Below are 14,954 nucleotides of genomic sequence, written 5' to 3'. Positions count from 1 at the left end.
CCGGAAGCTAAGCCCTTCAGCGCCGATGGTACTGCACTCGGGAGGGTGTGGGAGAGTAGGACACCGCCGGACATTCTTTCGTTCAGGGCCACCCCGTGAGGGGTGGCCCTGAACCGTTTCCAGGGCGGGATCAGGAGCGCGTCTGGATCTCCTCGCGAATCTGGCGCAGCAGGTCACCGGCGGAATCCACCGGCCGGCTCGGGAACATCGCCATCGCCACGCTGCCGTGGTCCGCCCAGCCGCAGATCGCGAAGTCGCCGCCCTCGCCGCTGGTCGTGCCGCACTTCATCACCCCGCCGAACCGGCCGGGGGAGACCTCCCGCAGGCCGGTGACCTTCCCGGTCTCGTCCGTCAGCAGGCGGAAGAGGGTGTCCAGGTCGCGTTCCGGCTGCCAGAGCAGGGTCGTACCGCCGAAGATGAGCACCGTCCGCTTCTCGTCCGCCGGATCCCGGTAGACGGTGCCGAAGCTGCGGTCCAGGTCGATGTCGGCGGACAGCCCGTCGCGCAGGTACTCGGCGGTGCTGCGGGCGCGTTCGCTGTCGTCCCGCCGCAGCCCGGCAACCGTCTCGGGGCTGGACAACTCGGTGTCCTTCTGCTGCGCCACCCGCCAGCCGGCGACGCCGAGCGCGCCCACCCCCGCGAGGCCGGCCGCCAGCACCACCGCGAGCGCGATCCGCCGGCGCCGGGACCGGGGACCGCGCCCGGGGACGTCCTCCGGGCCCTGGTTGCCCAGCCGGATCGGTTCCTCGGTGAGGTCGATCGGTTCGGGCTCGCGGGCGAGGGAACGCTCGGTGAGATGCGCGTCGGACATAGCCGACACCGTACGCGAACAAACAGGTGGCGCACGTCGGGTCCGCGGAAGCGCTCCGTAGACTTTGAGGGTGACCGAGAGACTGGATGCCCGACGCCCCGACGCCCCGACCCTCTCCGCCCAGTACCAGCCGGGCGAGGTGGAGCAGCGACGGTACGAGCAGTGGGTAGCCGGCGGCCGGTTCCGGGCGTCGACCCAGAGCGACAAGCCCCCGTTCACCGTGGTCATCCCCCCGCCGAACGTCACCGGTTCGCTGCACATGGGCCACGCGTTCGAGCACACGCTGATGGACGCGCTGACCCGGCGCAAGCGGATGCAGGGCTTCGAGGCGCTCTGGCTGCCGGGCATGGACCACGCCGGCATCGCCACCCAGAACCTGGTGGAGCGGCAGCTGGCGGGGGAGGGCCAGTCCCGCCACGACCTGGGCCGCGCGAAGTTCGTCGAGCGGGTGTGGCAGTGGAAGGCCGAGTCCGGCGGCGCGATCCTGGGTCAGATGCGCCGCCTCGGCGACGCCGTCGACTGGGACCGGGAGCGCTTCACCATGGACGCCGGCCTCTCCCGGGCCGTGCAGACCATGTTCAAGAAGCTCTTCGACGACGGCCTGATCTACCGCGCCAACCGGATCATCAACTGGTGCCCGCGCTGCCTCACGGCCCTGTCCGACATCGAGGTCGAGCACACCGACGACGACGGTGAGCTGGTCTCGATCCGATACTCCGCCGACGTGGTGGTCGCCACCACCCGCGCCGAGACGATGCTCGGCGACACCGCCGTGGCGGTGCACCCGGGCGACGAGCGCTACCAGCACCTGATCGGCACCGAGGTCGAGGTGCCGCTGACCGGCCGGCGGATCCCGATCGTGGCCGACGAGCACGTCGACCCGAGCTTCGGCACGGGCATGGTGAAGGTGACCCCGGCGCACGACCCGAACGACTTCGAGATCGGCCAGCGGCACGACCTGCCGGCCCTGACGATCATGGACGAGCGCGGGGTGATCACCGCCCACGGCCCGTTCCAGGGCCTGGACCGCTACGAGGCGCGGCCGGCGATCGTGGCCGCGCTGCGCGAGCAGGGCCTGATCGTGGCCGAGAAGCGGCCGTACGTGCACGCCGTCGGCCACTGCTCCCGGTGCAAGACCACCGTCGAGCCTCGGCTGTCGTTGCAGTGGTTCGTCAACACCGGCCCGCTGGCCAAGGCGGCCGGCGACGCGGTGCGCGACGGCCGCGTGAAGATCGAGCCGGCCGAGCTGGCGAAGCGGTACTTCGCCTGGGTCGACAACATGCACGACTGGTGTATCTCCCGCCAGCTGTGGTGGGGTCACCGCATCCCCGTCTGGTACGGGCCGGACGGCGAGATCGTCTGCGTGGGCCCCGACGACGAGCCGCCGACCGGCGCGGGCTGGCACCAGGACGAGGACGTGCTGGACACCTGGTTCTCCAGCGGCCTGTGGCCGTTCTCCACCCTCGGCTGGCCCGAGCAGACGCCGGACCTGGCGAAGTTCTACCCGACCAGCGTGCTGGTCACCGGCTACGACATCCTGTTCTTCTGGGTCGCCCGGATGATGATGTTCGGCCTGTACGCGATGGACGGCCGGCCGCCGTTCGACGTCGTCGCCCTGCACGGCATGGTGCGCGACGAGCACGGCAAGAAGATGTCGAAGTCGTTCGGCAACGTGGTCGACCCGCTGGACTGGATCGACCGGTTCGGCGCCGACGCGACCCGGTTCACCCTCGCCCGGGGCGCCAACCCTGGCCAGGACGTCCCGGTCAGCGAGGACTGGTGCCAGGGCTCGCGCAACTTCTGCAACAAGCTCTGGAACGCCACCCGCTTCGCGCTGATGAACGGCGCGCACGTCGACGGCCCGCTGCCCGAGGCCGGCACGCTGTCGACCGTCGACCGGTGGATCCTGTCCCGGCTGGCGCACGTCACCGCCGAGGTGGACGAGCAGTTCGAGGCGTACGAGTTCGCGAAGGTCTGCGACCTGCTCTACCACTTCGCGTGGGACGACGTCTGTGACTGGTACGTGGAGCTGAGCAAGCCGGTGCTCGCCGAGGGCGGGCCGGGTGCCGACGCCACCCGCCGGGTGCTCGGGCACGTGCTCGACCAGCTGCTGCGGCTGCTGCACCCGGTGATCCCGTTCGTCACCGAGGAGCTGTGGACCGCGCTCACCGGCGGGGAGACCGTCATGACGGCCGCCTGGCCGGCTGCCGACCGTACCGGAATCGACGATGCCGCGGAGGGCGAGGTCGGCACGGTCCAGCGGGTGGTGACCGAGATCCGGCGCTTCCGGTCCGACCAGGGCCTGCGGCCCACCCAGCGGGTCGTCGCGCGGCTCGACGGCCTGGCCGGCGCGGGTATCGCCGGCCACGAACGGCTGATCCGGTCGCTGGTCCGGCTCGACCCGCCCGCCGACGACTTCCAGGCCAGCGCCACCCTCGCCATGCCCGGCGAGGTGAGCGTCGCGCTGGACACCCGGGGGTCGATCGACGTGGCCGCCGAACGGGCCCGGCTCACCAAGGACCGCGCGGCGGCCGAGAAGGAGGTCGCCCAGGCCCGGGCCAAGCTCGACAACCCGGCGTTCGTGGGGAAGGCCCCGGAGCCGGTGGTCGCCAAGATCCGGGATCGGCTGGCCACCGCCGAGGCCGACCTGGTCCGCATCGACGCCGCTCTGGAGGCGCTACCCTCGTGACCGACCGCACCGACCGCACCGACCGCGCCCGTGGGGGCGACGGCATCGGCCGCACCGAGTTCGCCGAGGTGGAGGCCGCGCTCAACGGGCGCGGCTTCACCCGCATGCACTTCGAGCTGGACCGCATCGAGACGCTGCTCGACCTGCTCGGCAGCCCGCAGCGGGCGTACCCGTCGATCCACCTCACCGGGACCAACGGCAAGACCTCGACCGCCCGGATGATCGACTCGCTGTTGCGGGCGTTCGGGCTGCACACCGGCCGCTACACCAGCCCGCACCTGGAGAGCGTCCGGGAACGGATCAGCCTCGACGGGGAGCCGGTCGGCGAGGACCGCTTCGTGGCCACGTACCGCGAGGTTGCCCCCCTGGCCGAGCTGGTCGACCAGCGCTCCGCCGAGCCGCTGACCTACTTCGACCTGACGACGGCCCTGGCGTTCGCGACGTTCGCCGACGCCCCGGTGGACGTCGCGGTGGTCGAGGTGGGGCTCGGCGGCGCGGAGGACGCCACGAACGTGCTCCAGGCCGGGGTGGCGGTGCTCACCCCGATCGGGCTCGACCACACCGAATGGCTGGGCGACACGCTCCAGGACATCGCCCTGCACAAGGCCGGGATCATCCACAAGGGGGCCACGGTCGTCTGCGCGGCGCAGGAGGAGGAGGCCGCGCGGCCGATCCTGGAGCGCTGCGCCGAGGTCGGCGCGACCGTCGCCCGCGAGGGGTCCGAGTTCGGCGTGCTGCGCCGGTCGGTCGCCGTCGGCGGCCAGGTGCTGAACATCCAAGGGCTCGGCGGGGTGTACGAGGAGGTGTTCGTCCCGCTGCACGGCGCGCACCAGGCGCAGAACGCGGCGGTGGCGCTGGCCGCTGTGGAGGCGTTCCTCGGGGCCGGGGCGAAGCGGCAGCTGGACGTCGAGACCGTACGGGAGGGCTTCGCCACCGCCAGCTCGCCCGGCCGGCTGGAGAAGGTGCGCACGGCCCCGACGGTCCTGCTCGACGGCGCGCACAACCCGCACGGGATGGCCGCCACGGTCACCGCGTTGCAGGAGGAGTTCGCGTTCAGCAAGCTCGTCGGCGTGCTCGCCGTCCTCGGCGACAAGGACGCTGCGGGTCTGCTGGAGCTGCTGGAACCGGTGCTCGACCACCTGGTGGTCACCGGCAACTCCTCGCCCCGGGCGATGCCGGCGGAGGAGCTGGCCGAGCTGGCCCGGGAGGTCTTCGGGCCGGACCGGGTGGAGGTGGCCGAGGAGATGCCCGACGCGATCGAGACGGCGGTGGCCCAGGCCGAGTCCGACGTACCCGGCGAACTGGCCGGCGTCGGCGTGCTCGTCACCGGCTCGGTGGTGACCGTGGCCGACGCCCGCCGGCTGCTCAAGCGATGACGTCCCCCGAGGAGCGGCCCTCGTCGCCGGGCGGTCCGGGGACACGGCGGTCCGGGCTGCGCAACCCCGAGGGTGCCGTGCGTGGCCTGGGCGCGGGGACGCTGGGCCTGGAGGCGCTGGTGCTGCTGCTGGCCATCCAGCCGATCCGGGTGGTCGGCGGCGAGCTCAGCGGCGCGGCCATCGCGGTGATCGTGGCGTTGGCCGTGGCGGCGGTGGTGCTGGCCGGCGTGATGCGCCGCCCGTGGGCGTGGCACGCCGGCACCGTGCTGCAGGGGGCGCTGATGCTCGCCGGGCTGCTGCACTGGTCGCTGCTGGCGCTGGGGATCATCTTCGCGCTGGTCTGGGGGTATGCCCTGCACGTGCGCCGGGTGATCCTCGGCCGCTGAGCCGCACCATCGCCACGGCGGGACGGGTGTCAGGAAGGGCCCCCTGCTCTGCCGAAAGCGTTAACAGGGGCCCTTCCTTGCGCCTCAGGCGTCGGCGCGGGTGCGCCACTGGGTGAGGGCCACTCCGTGGCCGTCCGGGTCGCGGAACGCCGCCGCCCACACCTCCAGCTTGGTGCCCCGGTTCACCACCCGGGGGGCGTAGGTGAAGCGGACGCCGGAGTCGCGCATCCGCTCGTACGCGCCCTGGATGTCGTCGACCTCCAGGTTGACGTGGACGAGGCGGCGGCTCATGGGGGCCGCGCCGGCGACCTCGCGCAGCACCAGCCGGGTTGCCCCGGAGGCGAGCACCGCGTTGCCGGAGCCCCGGTCGACCTCGGTGAAGCCGAGGGTGTCCCGGTAGAAATCCAGCGAGCGGCCCAGGTCGGTGACCAGCAGGGTGATGCCGACGCCGCTGATCGGGGCGGCGGCGTCGGCCGGCCCGGCCTCCGGGTCGTAGCCGAAGATCGCCTCGTCCAGTTCGGCCTGGTCCAGGGGCGCCGACCGGGTGCCCGGGGCGTCCAGCGGCACGTCGATCGGGTCGGCGGACGGGCCCGCGTCGGCGGGGTCGGCGGGCGGTGGGCCCGCGTCGATGGTCTCCACCGGCACGGTCGGGTCGAACCGCTCATCGGCCGTGGCGAACTGTTTCTCGGCCGGGGCGAACCGCTCCTCGGCCGGGGTGCGGGGAGCCGGGGTGGCCCGGCGGGGCAGCTGGCCGGCGGTCGGCTCCACCAGCGTCCCCTCCAGCACGACCGGGCCGCCGGGGCGGTGGTGCACCACGACGGGCTCCCGGTCCTCCGGCAGCGGGCCGAGGTCGTCGCGCAGGGGACGGAGGTCGTCGCGCAGGGGGGCGGGTGCCGGCGCGTCGCGCGGGTCGTCGTGGAAGTCGTCGTCCGGGGCTCGGTCGGCCCACGGCGGCGCCTCCTGCCCGATGAGCACCTCGTCGACGGGGTCGGGCCCGGCGAACTCGGGCGGCAGATCGGCGACCGCCGCGGCGGCGGTCTCCGCGTGGGTGGGCACGTCGTCCCAGAGGACCCGGACGTGGCGCTGGTCGTCCAGGGCCACCCGGATCGGCAGGGACTGGCCGATCGACGGCCACTTCGCCACCGGCACCCGCGGCTCGATGATCTTCTTGGACCGGGGCGGCATCCCGGGTGCGTCGATGACCAGTTGCAGCTCGCACCGGCCGAACGCGTACGTCGTGGGGGGCTCGGAGGCGCTGTGCACGTGCCCGACGCCGACGACCCAGGTGCGCCCGCCGCCGCGCACGGTGGCCAGCGCGATCGCCAGCACCACCAGCGCCACGCCCAACGCCACGATCGCCCAGCTGGTCATGCCCAGCCCGAACAGGACCACGAAGGTCGCCACGGTGCCGAGCACCGCGGCGATGAGCTTGCGTACCGGCGCGATGGGTCGGTTCCCGTTAGCCACAGTGGACCTCCCTGGAGTCAAGGGCCAGGCTAGGCCGGATCGGCGACCCAGGGAAAGAGCAGCCGCCGCGCCGGTGCCGGGACCGGGTCGCTAGGCTGACCGTACCCAGCCGAGCCGTCTTCCGCGCACAGGAGGAACCCAGCGTGTCCAGCAGCAGCCCGGACGAGCGCACCCTCGTCCTGATCAAGCCCGACGCGGTCCGCCGTGGCCTGGTCGGCGAGATCCTCTCCCGCTTCGAGCGCAAGGGCCTGCGGATCGACGCCATGGTGTCCCGGACGATGGACGGCGACTTCGCCGACCAGCACTACGCCGAGCACGTCGACAAGCCGTTCTATCCGCCGCTGAAGGGCTTCATGACCGGCGGGCCCCTGGTCGCCCTCGTGCTCGCCGGCGACCAGGCCGTCGAGGTCGTGCGCGGCATGATCGGCAGCACCGACGGTCGCCGGGCCGCCGCCGGCACCATCCGCGGCGACTTCTCCCTGTCGAACCGGGAGAACCTGGTGCACGCCTCCGACTCGGTCGACAGCGCCAGGCGCGAGATCGCGCTCTGGTTCCCCGAGTTGGCCTGACCACGTCCTCGGCGTCGTGCAGGCTGCCGAGCAGCCGGTACGCCAGCCCGAGCAGCATCGGCCGGTGCGCGTCGAGCGCGCCAGCCGCCCCGGCCGCGTCGGCTGTCGTCGCCCCGGCCGGCTCCGTCACCGGGACCGGCGTTCGGCCCGGGCCAGCCGCGCCCCCGCCGCCGTCACTCGTCCGTTGACGGCCGGCGTCGGGTGGCCGCCACGACCCGGTTCCACACGTTGATGGTGGCGATCGCGACCGTCAGGTCCGCCAGCTCCTTCTCCGACCAGACCTTCGCGGCGGCGTCCCACACGTCGTCGGGCACCCCGTGCTCGCCGAGGCGGGTGAGCGCGTCGGTGAGCGCGAGCGCGGCGCGTTCCCGCTCGTCGAAGAAGGGCGCCTCCCGCCAGGCGGCCACGGCGAACAGCCGCCGGCTGGACTCGCCCGCCGCGAGGGCGTCCCGGCTGTGCATGTCCACGCAGAACGCGCAGCCGTTCAGCATGGACGCGCGGAGCTTCACCAGCTCCAGCACGGTGTGCTCGACGTTGTCCCGGGCGTAGCGCTCCAGCCCGGACACCGCGCGGTACGCGTCCGGCGCCACCGCCATCAGGTCGATCCGGCTCGTCGTGTCCTCCTGTCGTCGAGAGCATGCACCTGTCACGACGGCTGGCGGGGGCCGGATGTGACGGCTCGCGGTGTGACGCGCGTCATCCCGGCGGCGGGCGGGTGCGGCGGTGCCGCGCACGGATGCCGATCCCCAGGCGGGGCCCCGACTGGTCAGCCGGGCTTTCCCCGCCAGCCATCCGGGCCGCCGGAACAGCACACCTGCCCCCGGTACACCACTGGTGACCAACTTTCCGTGGAGGGGACAGATGACTTCTCTCGACCGACGTACCCTGCTGCGCGCCGGCCTCGCGACCGGGGCGGGCCTGGCCGGCGGCGCGCTGTTCGGCGCGGCCGGCGCCCAGGCCACCGGCGCCCAGGCGGCCCCGCCGGCCGGCGCGCCCGCCTGGCGGCCCTCCGGCCGGCCCGTGCTCACCCACGGCGTGCAGAGCGGCGACGTCACGGCCGACTCGGCGCTGGTGTGGACCCGCGCCGACCGGCCGGGCCGGATGTGGGTGGAGGTGAGCCACCGGCCCGACCTGCGCGGCGCGCGGCTGCTGCGCGGCCCGGTGCTCGACCCGTCCGCCGACCTCACCGGCCGGGTGCGGCTGCGCGGCCTGCCGTGCGGCGAGCGGCTGCACTACCGGGTGTCGGTGGAGAGCCTGGACCGGCACGGGGTACGCAGCGCGCCGCTGGTCGGCTCGTTCGCCACCGCGCCCGGCGCGCACGGCCGGCGGGGCGTGCGGTTCGTCTGGACCGGCGACATCGCCGGGCAGGGCTGGGGCATCGCCCCGGACTTCGGCGGGATGCGGATCTTCCAGGCGATGCGGGCCGTCCGTCCGGACTTCTTCCTGTGCAGCGGCGACACCGTGTACGCCGACGGGCCGCTCGCCGAGACGGTGACGCTGCCCGACGGCCGGATCTGGCGCAACCTCGTCACCCCGGAGAAGAGCAAGGTCGCCGAGACCCTCGCCGAGTACCGGGGGCAGTTCGCGTACAACCTGCTCGACGAGCACCTGCGGGCGTTCGTCGCCGAGGTGCCGCAGGTCAACCAGTGGGACGACCACGAGGTGACCAACAACTGGTACCCCGGTGAGGTACTGGCCGACGCCCGGTACACCGAGCAGCGGGTGGACGTGCTCGCCGCGCGGGCCCGGCAGGCGTTCGGCGAGTGGCTGCCCGTGCCGGCGGGCGGGCCGCTGTACCGGAAGCTGTCGTACGGGCCGCTGCTGGACGTGTTCGTGCTGGACATGCGCACCTACAAGGACCCCAACGACGGCAACACGTACGCCGACCCGTTGCGCGGCCTGCTCGGCCGAAAGCAGCGGGACTGGCTGGTCCGGGAGCTGAAGCGGTCCCGGGCGACGTGGAAGGTGATCGCCAACGACCTGCCGATCGGCCTGGTGGTGCCGGACGGGGCGGCGCAGGAGGGCGTGGCGCAGGGCGACCCCGGCGCGCCCGCCGGGCGGGAGCTGGAGTTCGCCGAGGTGCTGGGGTCGGCGCACCGGGCCGGGGTGACCGGGATCGTGTTCCTCACCGCCGACGTGCACTACACGGCGGCGCACCACTACGACCCGGCGCGGGCGGCGGTGGCCGACTTCACCCCGTTCTGGGAGTTCGTCTCCGGCCCGGCGCACGCCGGCGCTTTCGGGCCGAACGCCCTGGACGGCACGTTCGGACCGAAGGCGGTCTTCGTGAACGCCCCGCCGCGGGCGAACACGTCGCCGGCCGAGGGCTTCCAGCACTTCGGCGAGGTGGCCATCGACGGGCAGTCGGGCGCGTTCACGGTGCACCTGCGCGACCGCGACGGCGCCTCGCTCTGGACCATCACCCTGCCCGCCCCGGGCCGCTGACCTGATCTTGGACAGTTGTCGTTCGGCGCGGACGGCAACTGTCCAAGGTCGGGAGGGCGGGGGAGGGGCAGGGCGGGCCCCGATTAGTCGGCGGCGGGCGACGCCGGGGATCGCGTATCCTTGACCCTCGTAAGGCGACGACCCGGCCATCACCGGTGAGCCTCCGGAAGAACGGCCGGCGCAACCCGGCCCAGTAGAACCGGACGGGTCCGGCCCGTCACAGCCGGCAACGAGCGGGCGGTCGATCCTGACCGCCAAGCGGGGTGGTACCGCGGGCCTGCCCCGGGGCGCCGGTGACGGCGTACCGGAGAAGGCTCGTCCTCGCAGACCACACGACCACGTGAGCTGCGCGAGGAGAGCGACCCCCGATGGCCTATCCGTTGCACGACCCGACCGCCGCCGGCGTCCCGGCGAGCCCCGACCTGCCCGCGGTCGAGCGCCGGGTGCTGGAGCACTGGGCGGCCGACAAGACCTTCGAGGCGTCCGTCGAGGCCAGGCCGACCGGCGTCGACGGCAAGAACGAGTACGTCTTCTACGACGGCCCGCCGTTCGCCAACGGCCTGCCGCACTACGGCCACCTGTTCACCGGATACGTCAAGGACGCGGTGCCCCGCTACCAGACCATGCGCGGCCGGCACGTCGAGCGGCGCTTCGGCTGGGACTGCCACGGCCTGCCCGCCGAGGTCGTCGCCGAGAAGCAGCTCGGCATCACCAGCAAGGCGGAGATCCTCGACCTCGGCGTGGCCCGGTTCAACGAGGCGTGCCGCGCCTCGGTGCTGGAGTTTACCCACGACTGGGAGCGGTACGTCACCCGGCAGGCCCGCTGGGTCGACTTCGCCAACGACTACAAGACCCTCGACCTGGACTACATGGAAAGCGTCATGTGGGCCTTCAAGACCCTGCACGACAAGGGCCTGGTCTACGAGGGCTTCCGGGTGCTGGCGTACTGCTGGCGGTGCGAGACCCCGCTGTCGAACACCGAGACCCGGATGGACGACGTCTACCGGGACCGGCACGACCCGACGCTCACGGTGTGGTTCGAGCTGACCGCCGAGGCGTCCGCGCCGGAGCTGCTGCGCGGGCCGGTCAGGCTGGGCGTGTGGACCACCACGCCCTGGACGCTGCCGTCGAATCTGGCGCTCGCCGTCGGCCCCGACATCGAGTACGCGGTGCTGGAGCACCGGGGTTCCCCCGACAGCGCGCGCGACGGCTCCCGCTACGTGGTGGGCGCGGCGCGGCTGGGCGCGTACGCCAAGGAGCTGGAGGGATACGAGCAGGTCGGCACGGTGTACGGCCGGGACCTGGTCGGCCGCCGCTACACCCCGCTGTACGACTTCCTCGTCGACCGGGCCGGCGAGAACGCCTACCAGGTGCTCGGGGCGGAGTTCGTCACCACCGAGGACGGCACCGGGATCGTCCACCTGGCTCCGGCCTTCGGCGAGGACGACCAGAACGTCTGCAACGCCGCCGGCATCCCGACCGTCGTCACCGTCGACGACCACACCCGGTTCACCGCGTTGGTCCCGCCGTACCAGGGTGAGCAGGTCTTCGACGTCAACAAGCCGGTGATCCGGGAGCTCAAGGAGCGGGGGGTGGTGCTGCGGCAGGACACCTACACGCACTCCTACCCGCACTGCTGGCGCTGCGACACCCCGCTGGTCTACAAGGCCGTGTCGTCGTGGTTCGTCGCGGTGACGCAGTTCCGGGACCGGATGGTGGAGCTGAACCAGCAGATCAACTGGACGCCGGGGCACATCAAGGACGGCTCGTTCGGCAAGTGGCTGGCCAACGCCCGGGACTGGTCGATCAGCCGTAACCGGTTCTGGGGCTCGCCGATCCCGGCGTGGAAGTCCGACGACCCGACGTACCCGCGCCTGGACGTGTACGGCTCGCTCGACGAGATCGAGCGGGACTTCGGCGTACGGCTGACCGACCTGCACCGGCCGGCGGTCGACGACCTGGTGCGCCCCAACCCGGACGACCCGACCGGGCGCTCGATGATGCGCCGGGTGCCGGAGGTGCTGGACTGCTGGTTCGAGTCCGGCTCGATGCCGTTCGCGCAGGTGCACTACCCGTTCGAGAACCGCGACTGGTTCGAGCACCACTACCCGGGCGACTTCATCGTGGAGTACATCGGGCAGACCCGCGGCTGGTTCTACACCATGCACGTGCTGGCCACGGCGCTGTTCGACCGGCCGGCGTTCCGCAACTGCCTCAGCCACGGCATCCTGCTCGGCTCCGACGGGCGCAAGATGTCCAAGAGCCTGCGCAACTATCCGGACGTCTACCACGTCTTCGACTCGTACGGCTCCGACGCGATGCGCTGGATGCTGATGTCGTCGCCGGTGCTGCGTGGCGGGGACATGCCGGTAACAGAGGGCGCGATCCGCGACGCCGTCCGGCAGGTGCTGCTGCCGCTGTGGAACGTCTGGTACTTCTTCTCGCTCTACGCCAACGCCGACGGGTACACCGCGAAGCGGCGGGTGGACTCCACCCACCTGCTCGACCGGTACGTGCTGGCGAAGACGAACGAGCTGGTCGCCACGGCGCAGGCGCAGCTCGACGCGTACGACATCTCGGGGGCCTGCGCGACGGTCCGGTCGTTCCTGGACGCGCTGACCAACTGGTACGTCCGCCGGTCCCGCGACCGGTTCTGGTCCGGCGACGCCGACGCGTTCGACACGCTCTGGACGGTGCTGGAGACGCTGTGCCGGGTGGTGGCGCCGCTGGCCCCGCTGACCGCCGAGGAGATCTGGCGCGGCCTCACCGGCGAGCGGTCGGTGCACCTGACCGACTGGCCGGCAGCCGCGGAGTTCCCCGCCGACCACGACCTCGTCGCGGCGATGGACGCCGTCCGGGACGTCTGCTCGGCGGCGCTGTCGCTGCGCAAGGCCAAGGGGCTGCGGGTGCGGCTGCCGCTGTCGAAGCTGACCGTGGCCTCGCCGGTGGCGGCGCAGCTGCGCCCGTTCGCCGACCTGGTCGCCGACGAGGTCAACGTGAAGGTCGTGGAGTTCTCCGAGGAGGTCACCAGCTACTGCCAGCAGGTGCTGACCGTGGTGCCCCGGGCGCTCGGGCCCCGCGTCGGCAAGCAGGTGCAGCAGGTGATCAAGGCGGTCAAGGCGGGGGAGTGGGAGCTGCACGACGGCGCCCCCGTCGCCGCCGGGGTCACCCTCGCCGAGGGCGAGTACGAGCTGCGCCTGGTCGCCGCCGACGCCGAGCACTCCGCGCCGCTGCCCGGCGGCGAGGGCGTGGTCGTGCTCGACACCGAGGTCACCCCGGAGCTGGCCGCCGAAGGGCTGGCCCGTGACGTGGTGCGGGTGGTGCAGCAGGCCCGCCGCGACGCCGACCTGGACGTGTCGGACCGGATCGTGCTGACACTGTCGGCCTCGGCGGAGGTCCGGGCGGCGGTGTCGGCGTACCGGGAATTCGTGGCCCGCGAGGTGCTCGCCGACTCGATCGACGTGACGGAGGAGGGCGCGGACGCCGTGGCCGTGGCCGACCGCGCCGACCGGGCCGGCTTCGCCGGTGAGGTCGGCGACGGCGACCGTGTGACGGTCGTGGTGCGCCGCGCCTGAGCTGGGTGCAAGGAGGGGCCACCTGTCAACGCTTTCTGTAGAGTGGGGGCCCCTCTCAACCGCGTCGGGCCGCGTCGGGCCGCGTCGGGCCGACCGGGGCGCGTCGGGCTGTTGTCGGGCCGGGGCGGTCGCGTCGGGGCCGGCCACGGAGCAGACGCGGCGGCGACCCGTGCGGGCGGACTCGACAGCGTCGGCTAACGTGACAACACCCGTGCCAGCACGACCGCCGGTATCGGCCCGACCGCTGGTTACGGCCACGACCGACTGCCTGTCCCAGCACGACCGCCTGTCCCAGCACGACCCCGGAGGACCAGTGCCGCTGCTCTACACCATCGGCAAGCTCACCGTGGCGCCCACGCTCCGGTTGGCGTTCCGACCGACCGTGGAGGGTCTCGAGCACATCCCGGAGACCGGCGGGGCGATCTTCGCCGGCAACCACCTCTCGGTCGCCGACGAGCTGTTCCTCGGCACGGTCGTGCCCCGGCACCTGGCGTTCTGGGCCAAGTCGGAATACTTCAAGGGCATCGGCGTGAAGGGTGCCCTCTCCAAGTTCGTGCTCACCGGTCTGGGGGCGATCCCCGTCGAGCGGGCCGGCGGCCGGGCCGCGCTGTCCGCGTTCGACGCGGCCATCCCGGCCCTGCGGGGCGGCGACCTGGTCGCCGTCTACCCGGAGGGGACCCGCTCGCCCGACGGCCGGCTCTACCGGGGACGTACCGGCGCTGCCCGGCTGGCGGTCGCGGCCGGCGTGCCGATCGTCCCGGTCGGCATGATCGGCACCGACAAGGCCCAGCCGATCGGTGCCCGGGTGCCCCTGCCCGGCAGGTCGAAGATCATCGTCCGGTTCGGCAAGCCGCTGGACTTCACCGGCCGTCCCGACGACCGGACCTCGCTGCGCGAGATGACCGACGAGCTGATGAGCGAGATCCAGAAGCTCACCGGCCAGGAGTACGTCCCGCGCTACGCCCCGCCGCGCGCCCACCCCCCGGTCGGCGGCGAGCCCTCGACCGGGGCCTGATCCGCCCGAGCGGTCCTGACACCCCGGCCGCGACATGCCGACGCTTCGGGGCCGTCACGGCGCGTCGTTGCCGCGCTGCCTCTCCTGCGCCACGACCCGGTCGACGTCCGCGAGGCGGTCCAGCTGCTTCATCGTCCGGGCCATCCGGGCGTTCGCCGGGATCCGGTCCCGGTTGCGGGCCAGGAACGCCCAGTACCCCGCCGCGTACGGGCACGCGTCCGCGCCGAGACGCGTACGCGGGTCGTACCGGCAGCCGCCGCAGTAGTCGCTCATCCGGTTGATGTACGCGCCGCCGGAGGCGTACGGCTTGGTGGTCATCCGGCCCAGGTCGGCGTACTGGCTCATGCCGACCACGTTGGCGGTCATCACCCATTCGTAGCCGTCCACGAAGCGGGTGTGGAACCACTCCACCAGTTCGGCCGGGCGCCAGCCGCGTTCAGGCAGTGCGCCTCGACCGCGTCGGCGTCCAGCTCCTGGAACCAGCGGGGCACCGGGCGGCGGGCGGCGAGCGCGTTGCTGCGCCGCCACCCGGCACCGAAGTACCAGTACAGGTTCCAGACGAAGTCCCGCCAGCCCAGGACCTGCCGCACGAAGCCCTCCACGCTGGCCAGCGGCGCACCC

At 72.9% G+C, this 14,954-nt stretch carries 12 protein-coding genes; 7 read left to right on the top strand and 5 right to left on the bottom strand.

What is annotated here, in order from left to right; genetic code table 11:
- Window positions 1–130: 130 nt before the first annotated feature.
- Window positions 131–811 carry a hypothetical protein gene (locus ACFT41_RS11565; RefSeq protein WP_377589992.1) on the bottom strand — a complete coding sequence of 227 codons (681 nt, stop codon included), beginning with the start codon at window positions 809–811 and terminating at the stop codon, window positions 131–133.
- A 70-nt stretch (window positions 812–881) separates the two neighbouring features.
- Between ACFT41_RS11565 and ACFT41_RS11560 the strand changes: the two genes are divergently transcribed.
- The 3 genes from ACFT41_RS11560 to ACFT41_RS11550 all read left to right on the top strand — a co-directional run bounded on the left by ACFT41_RS11560 (window position 882) and on the right by ACFT41_RS11550 (window position 5,262).
- The gene (locus ACFT41_RS11560) at window positions 882–3,500 is read left to right on the top strand and encodes a valine--tRNA ligase (protein ID WP_377589991.1); all 2,619 of its coding nucleotides are present in this window, start codon (window positions 882–884) and stop codon (window positions 3,498–3,500) included.
- A 104-nt stretch (window positions 3,501–3,604) separates the two neighbouring features.
- A complete protein-coding gene (locus tag ACFT41_RS11555; RefSeq protein ID WP_377589993.1) occupies window positions 3,605–4,876 on the top strand; it encodes a bifunctional folylpolyglutamate synthase/dihydrofolate synthase in 1,272 nt (423 codons plus the stop codon).
- Window positions 4,873–5,262 (top strand): DUF4233 domain-containing protein, encoded by a 390-nt coding sequence (locus tag ACFT41_RS11550; RefSeq protein WP_377589990.1) that lies wholly within the window; start codon window positions 4,873–4,875, stop codon window positions 5,260–5,262. The genes ACFT41_RS11555 and ACFT41_RS11550 overlap by 4 nt, the downstream gene beginning before the upstream one ends.
- A gap of 84 nt (window positions 5,263–5,346) precedes the next feature.
- Here ACFT41_RS11550 and ACFT41_RS11545 read toward each other — a convergent pair whose 3' ends face one another.
- Window positions 5,347–6,729 (bottom strand): VOC family protein, encoded by a 1,383-nt coding sequence (locus tag ACFT41_RS11545; protein ID WP_377589989.1) that lies wholly within the window; start codon window positions 6,727–6,729, stop codon window positions 5,347–5,349.
- 143 nt (window positions 6,730–6,872) lie between these two features.
- Here ACFT41_RS11545 and ndk point away from each other — a divergent pair, with 143 nt between their 5' ends.
- Window positions 6,873–7,298 carry a nucleoside-diphosphate kinase gene (gene ndk, locus ACFT41_RS11540; protein ID WP_377589988.1) on the top strand — a complete coding sequence of 142 codons (426 nt, stop codon included), beginning with the start codon at window positions 6,873–6,875 and terminating at the stop codon, window positions 7,296–7,298.
- A gap of 173 nt (window positions 7,299–7,471) precedes the next feature.
- Here ndk and ACFT41_RS11535 read toward each other — a convergent pair whose 3' ends face one another.
- Window positions 7,472–7,894, bottom strand: a complete 423-nt coding sequence (locus ACFT41_RS11535; protein ID WP_377589987.1) for a carboxymuconolactone decarboxylase family protein — start codon at window positions 7,892–7,894, stop codon at window positions 7,472–7,474.
- Window positions 7,895–8,159: 265 nt separating this feature from the next.
- Between ACFT41_RS11535 and ACFT41_RS11530 the strand changes: the two genes are divergently transcribed.
- The 3 genes from ACFT41_RS11530 to ACFT41_RS11520 all read left to right on the top strand — a co-directional run bounded on the left by ACFT41_RS11530 (window position 8,160) and on the right by ACFT41_RS11520 (window position 14,333).
- The gene (locus ACFT41_RS11530) at window positions 8,160–9,743 is read left to right on the top strand and encodes an alkaline phosphatase D family protein (RefSeq protein WP_377613807.1); all 1,584 of its coding nucleotides are present in this window, start codon (window positions 8,160–8,162) and stop codon (window positions 9,741–9,743) included.
- Between the two features lie 368 nt (window positions 9,744–10,111).
- Window positions 10,112–13,318, top strand: a complete 3,207-nt coding sequence (ileS, locus tag ACFT41_RS11525; protein WP_377589683.1) for an isoleucine--tRNA ligase — start codon at window positions 10,112–10,114, stop codon at window positions 13,316–13,318.
- 313 nt (window positions 13,319–13,631) lie between these two features.
- Window positions 13,632–14,333, top strand: a complete 702-nt coding sequence (locus ACFT41_RS11520) for a lysophospholipid acyltransferase family protein (RefSeq protein WP_377589682.1) — start codon at window positions 13,632–13,634, stop codon at window positions 14,331–14,333.
- Between the two features lie 54 nt (window positions 14,334–14,387).
- Here the strand turns inward: ACFT41_RS11520 and ACFT41_RS11515 are convergent, their stop codons facing one another.
- Together ACFT41_RS11515 and ACFT41_RS11510 are read right to left on the bottom strand one after the other, a co-directional pair.
- Window positions 14,388–14,699 (bottom strand): hypothetical protein, encoded by a 312-nt coding sequence (locus ACFT41_RS11515; protein ID WP_377589681.1) that lies wholly within the window; start codon window positions 14,697–14,699, stop codon window positions 14,388–14,390.
- The gene (locus ACFT41_RS11510; RefSeq protein ID WP_377589680.1) at window positions 14,699–14,923 is read right to left on the bottom strand and encodes a hypothetical protein; all 225 of its coding nucleotides are present in this window, start codon (window positions 14,921–14,923) and stop codon (window positions 14,699–14,701) included. Before ACFT41_RS11510 ends, ACFT41_RS11515 begins: the two co-directional genes overlap by 1 nt.
- Window positions 14,924–14,954 lie beyond the last annotated feature (31 nt).

This window comes from Micromonospora sp. NPDC057141 (genome assembly GCF_042670805.1).
GTDB lineage: Bacteria > Actinomycetota > Actinomycetes > Mycobacteriales > Micromonosporaceae > Micromonospora.
This window is presented reverse-complemented; position numbering and strand designations above follow the sequence as displayed.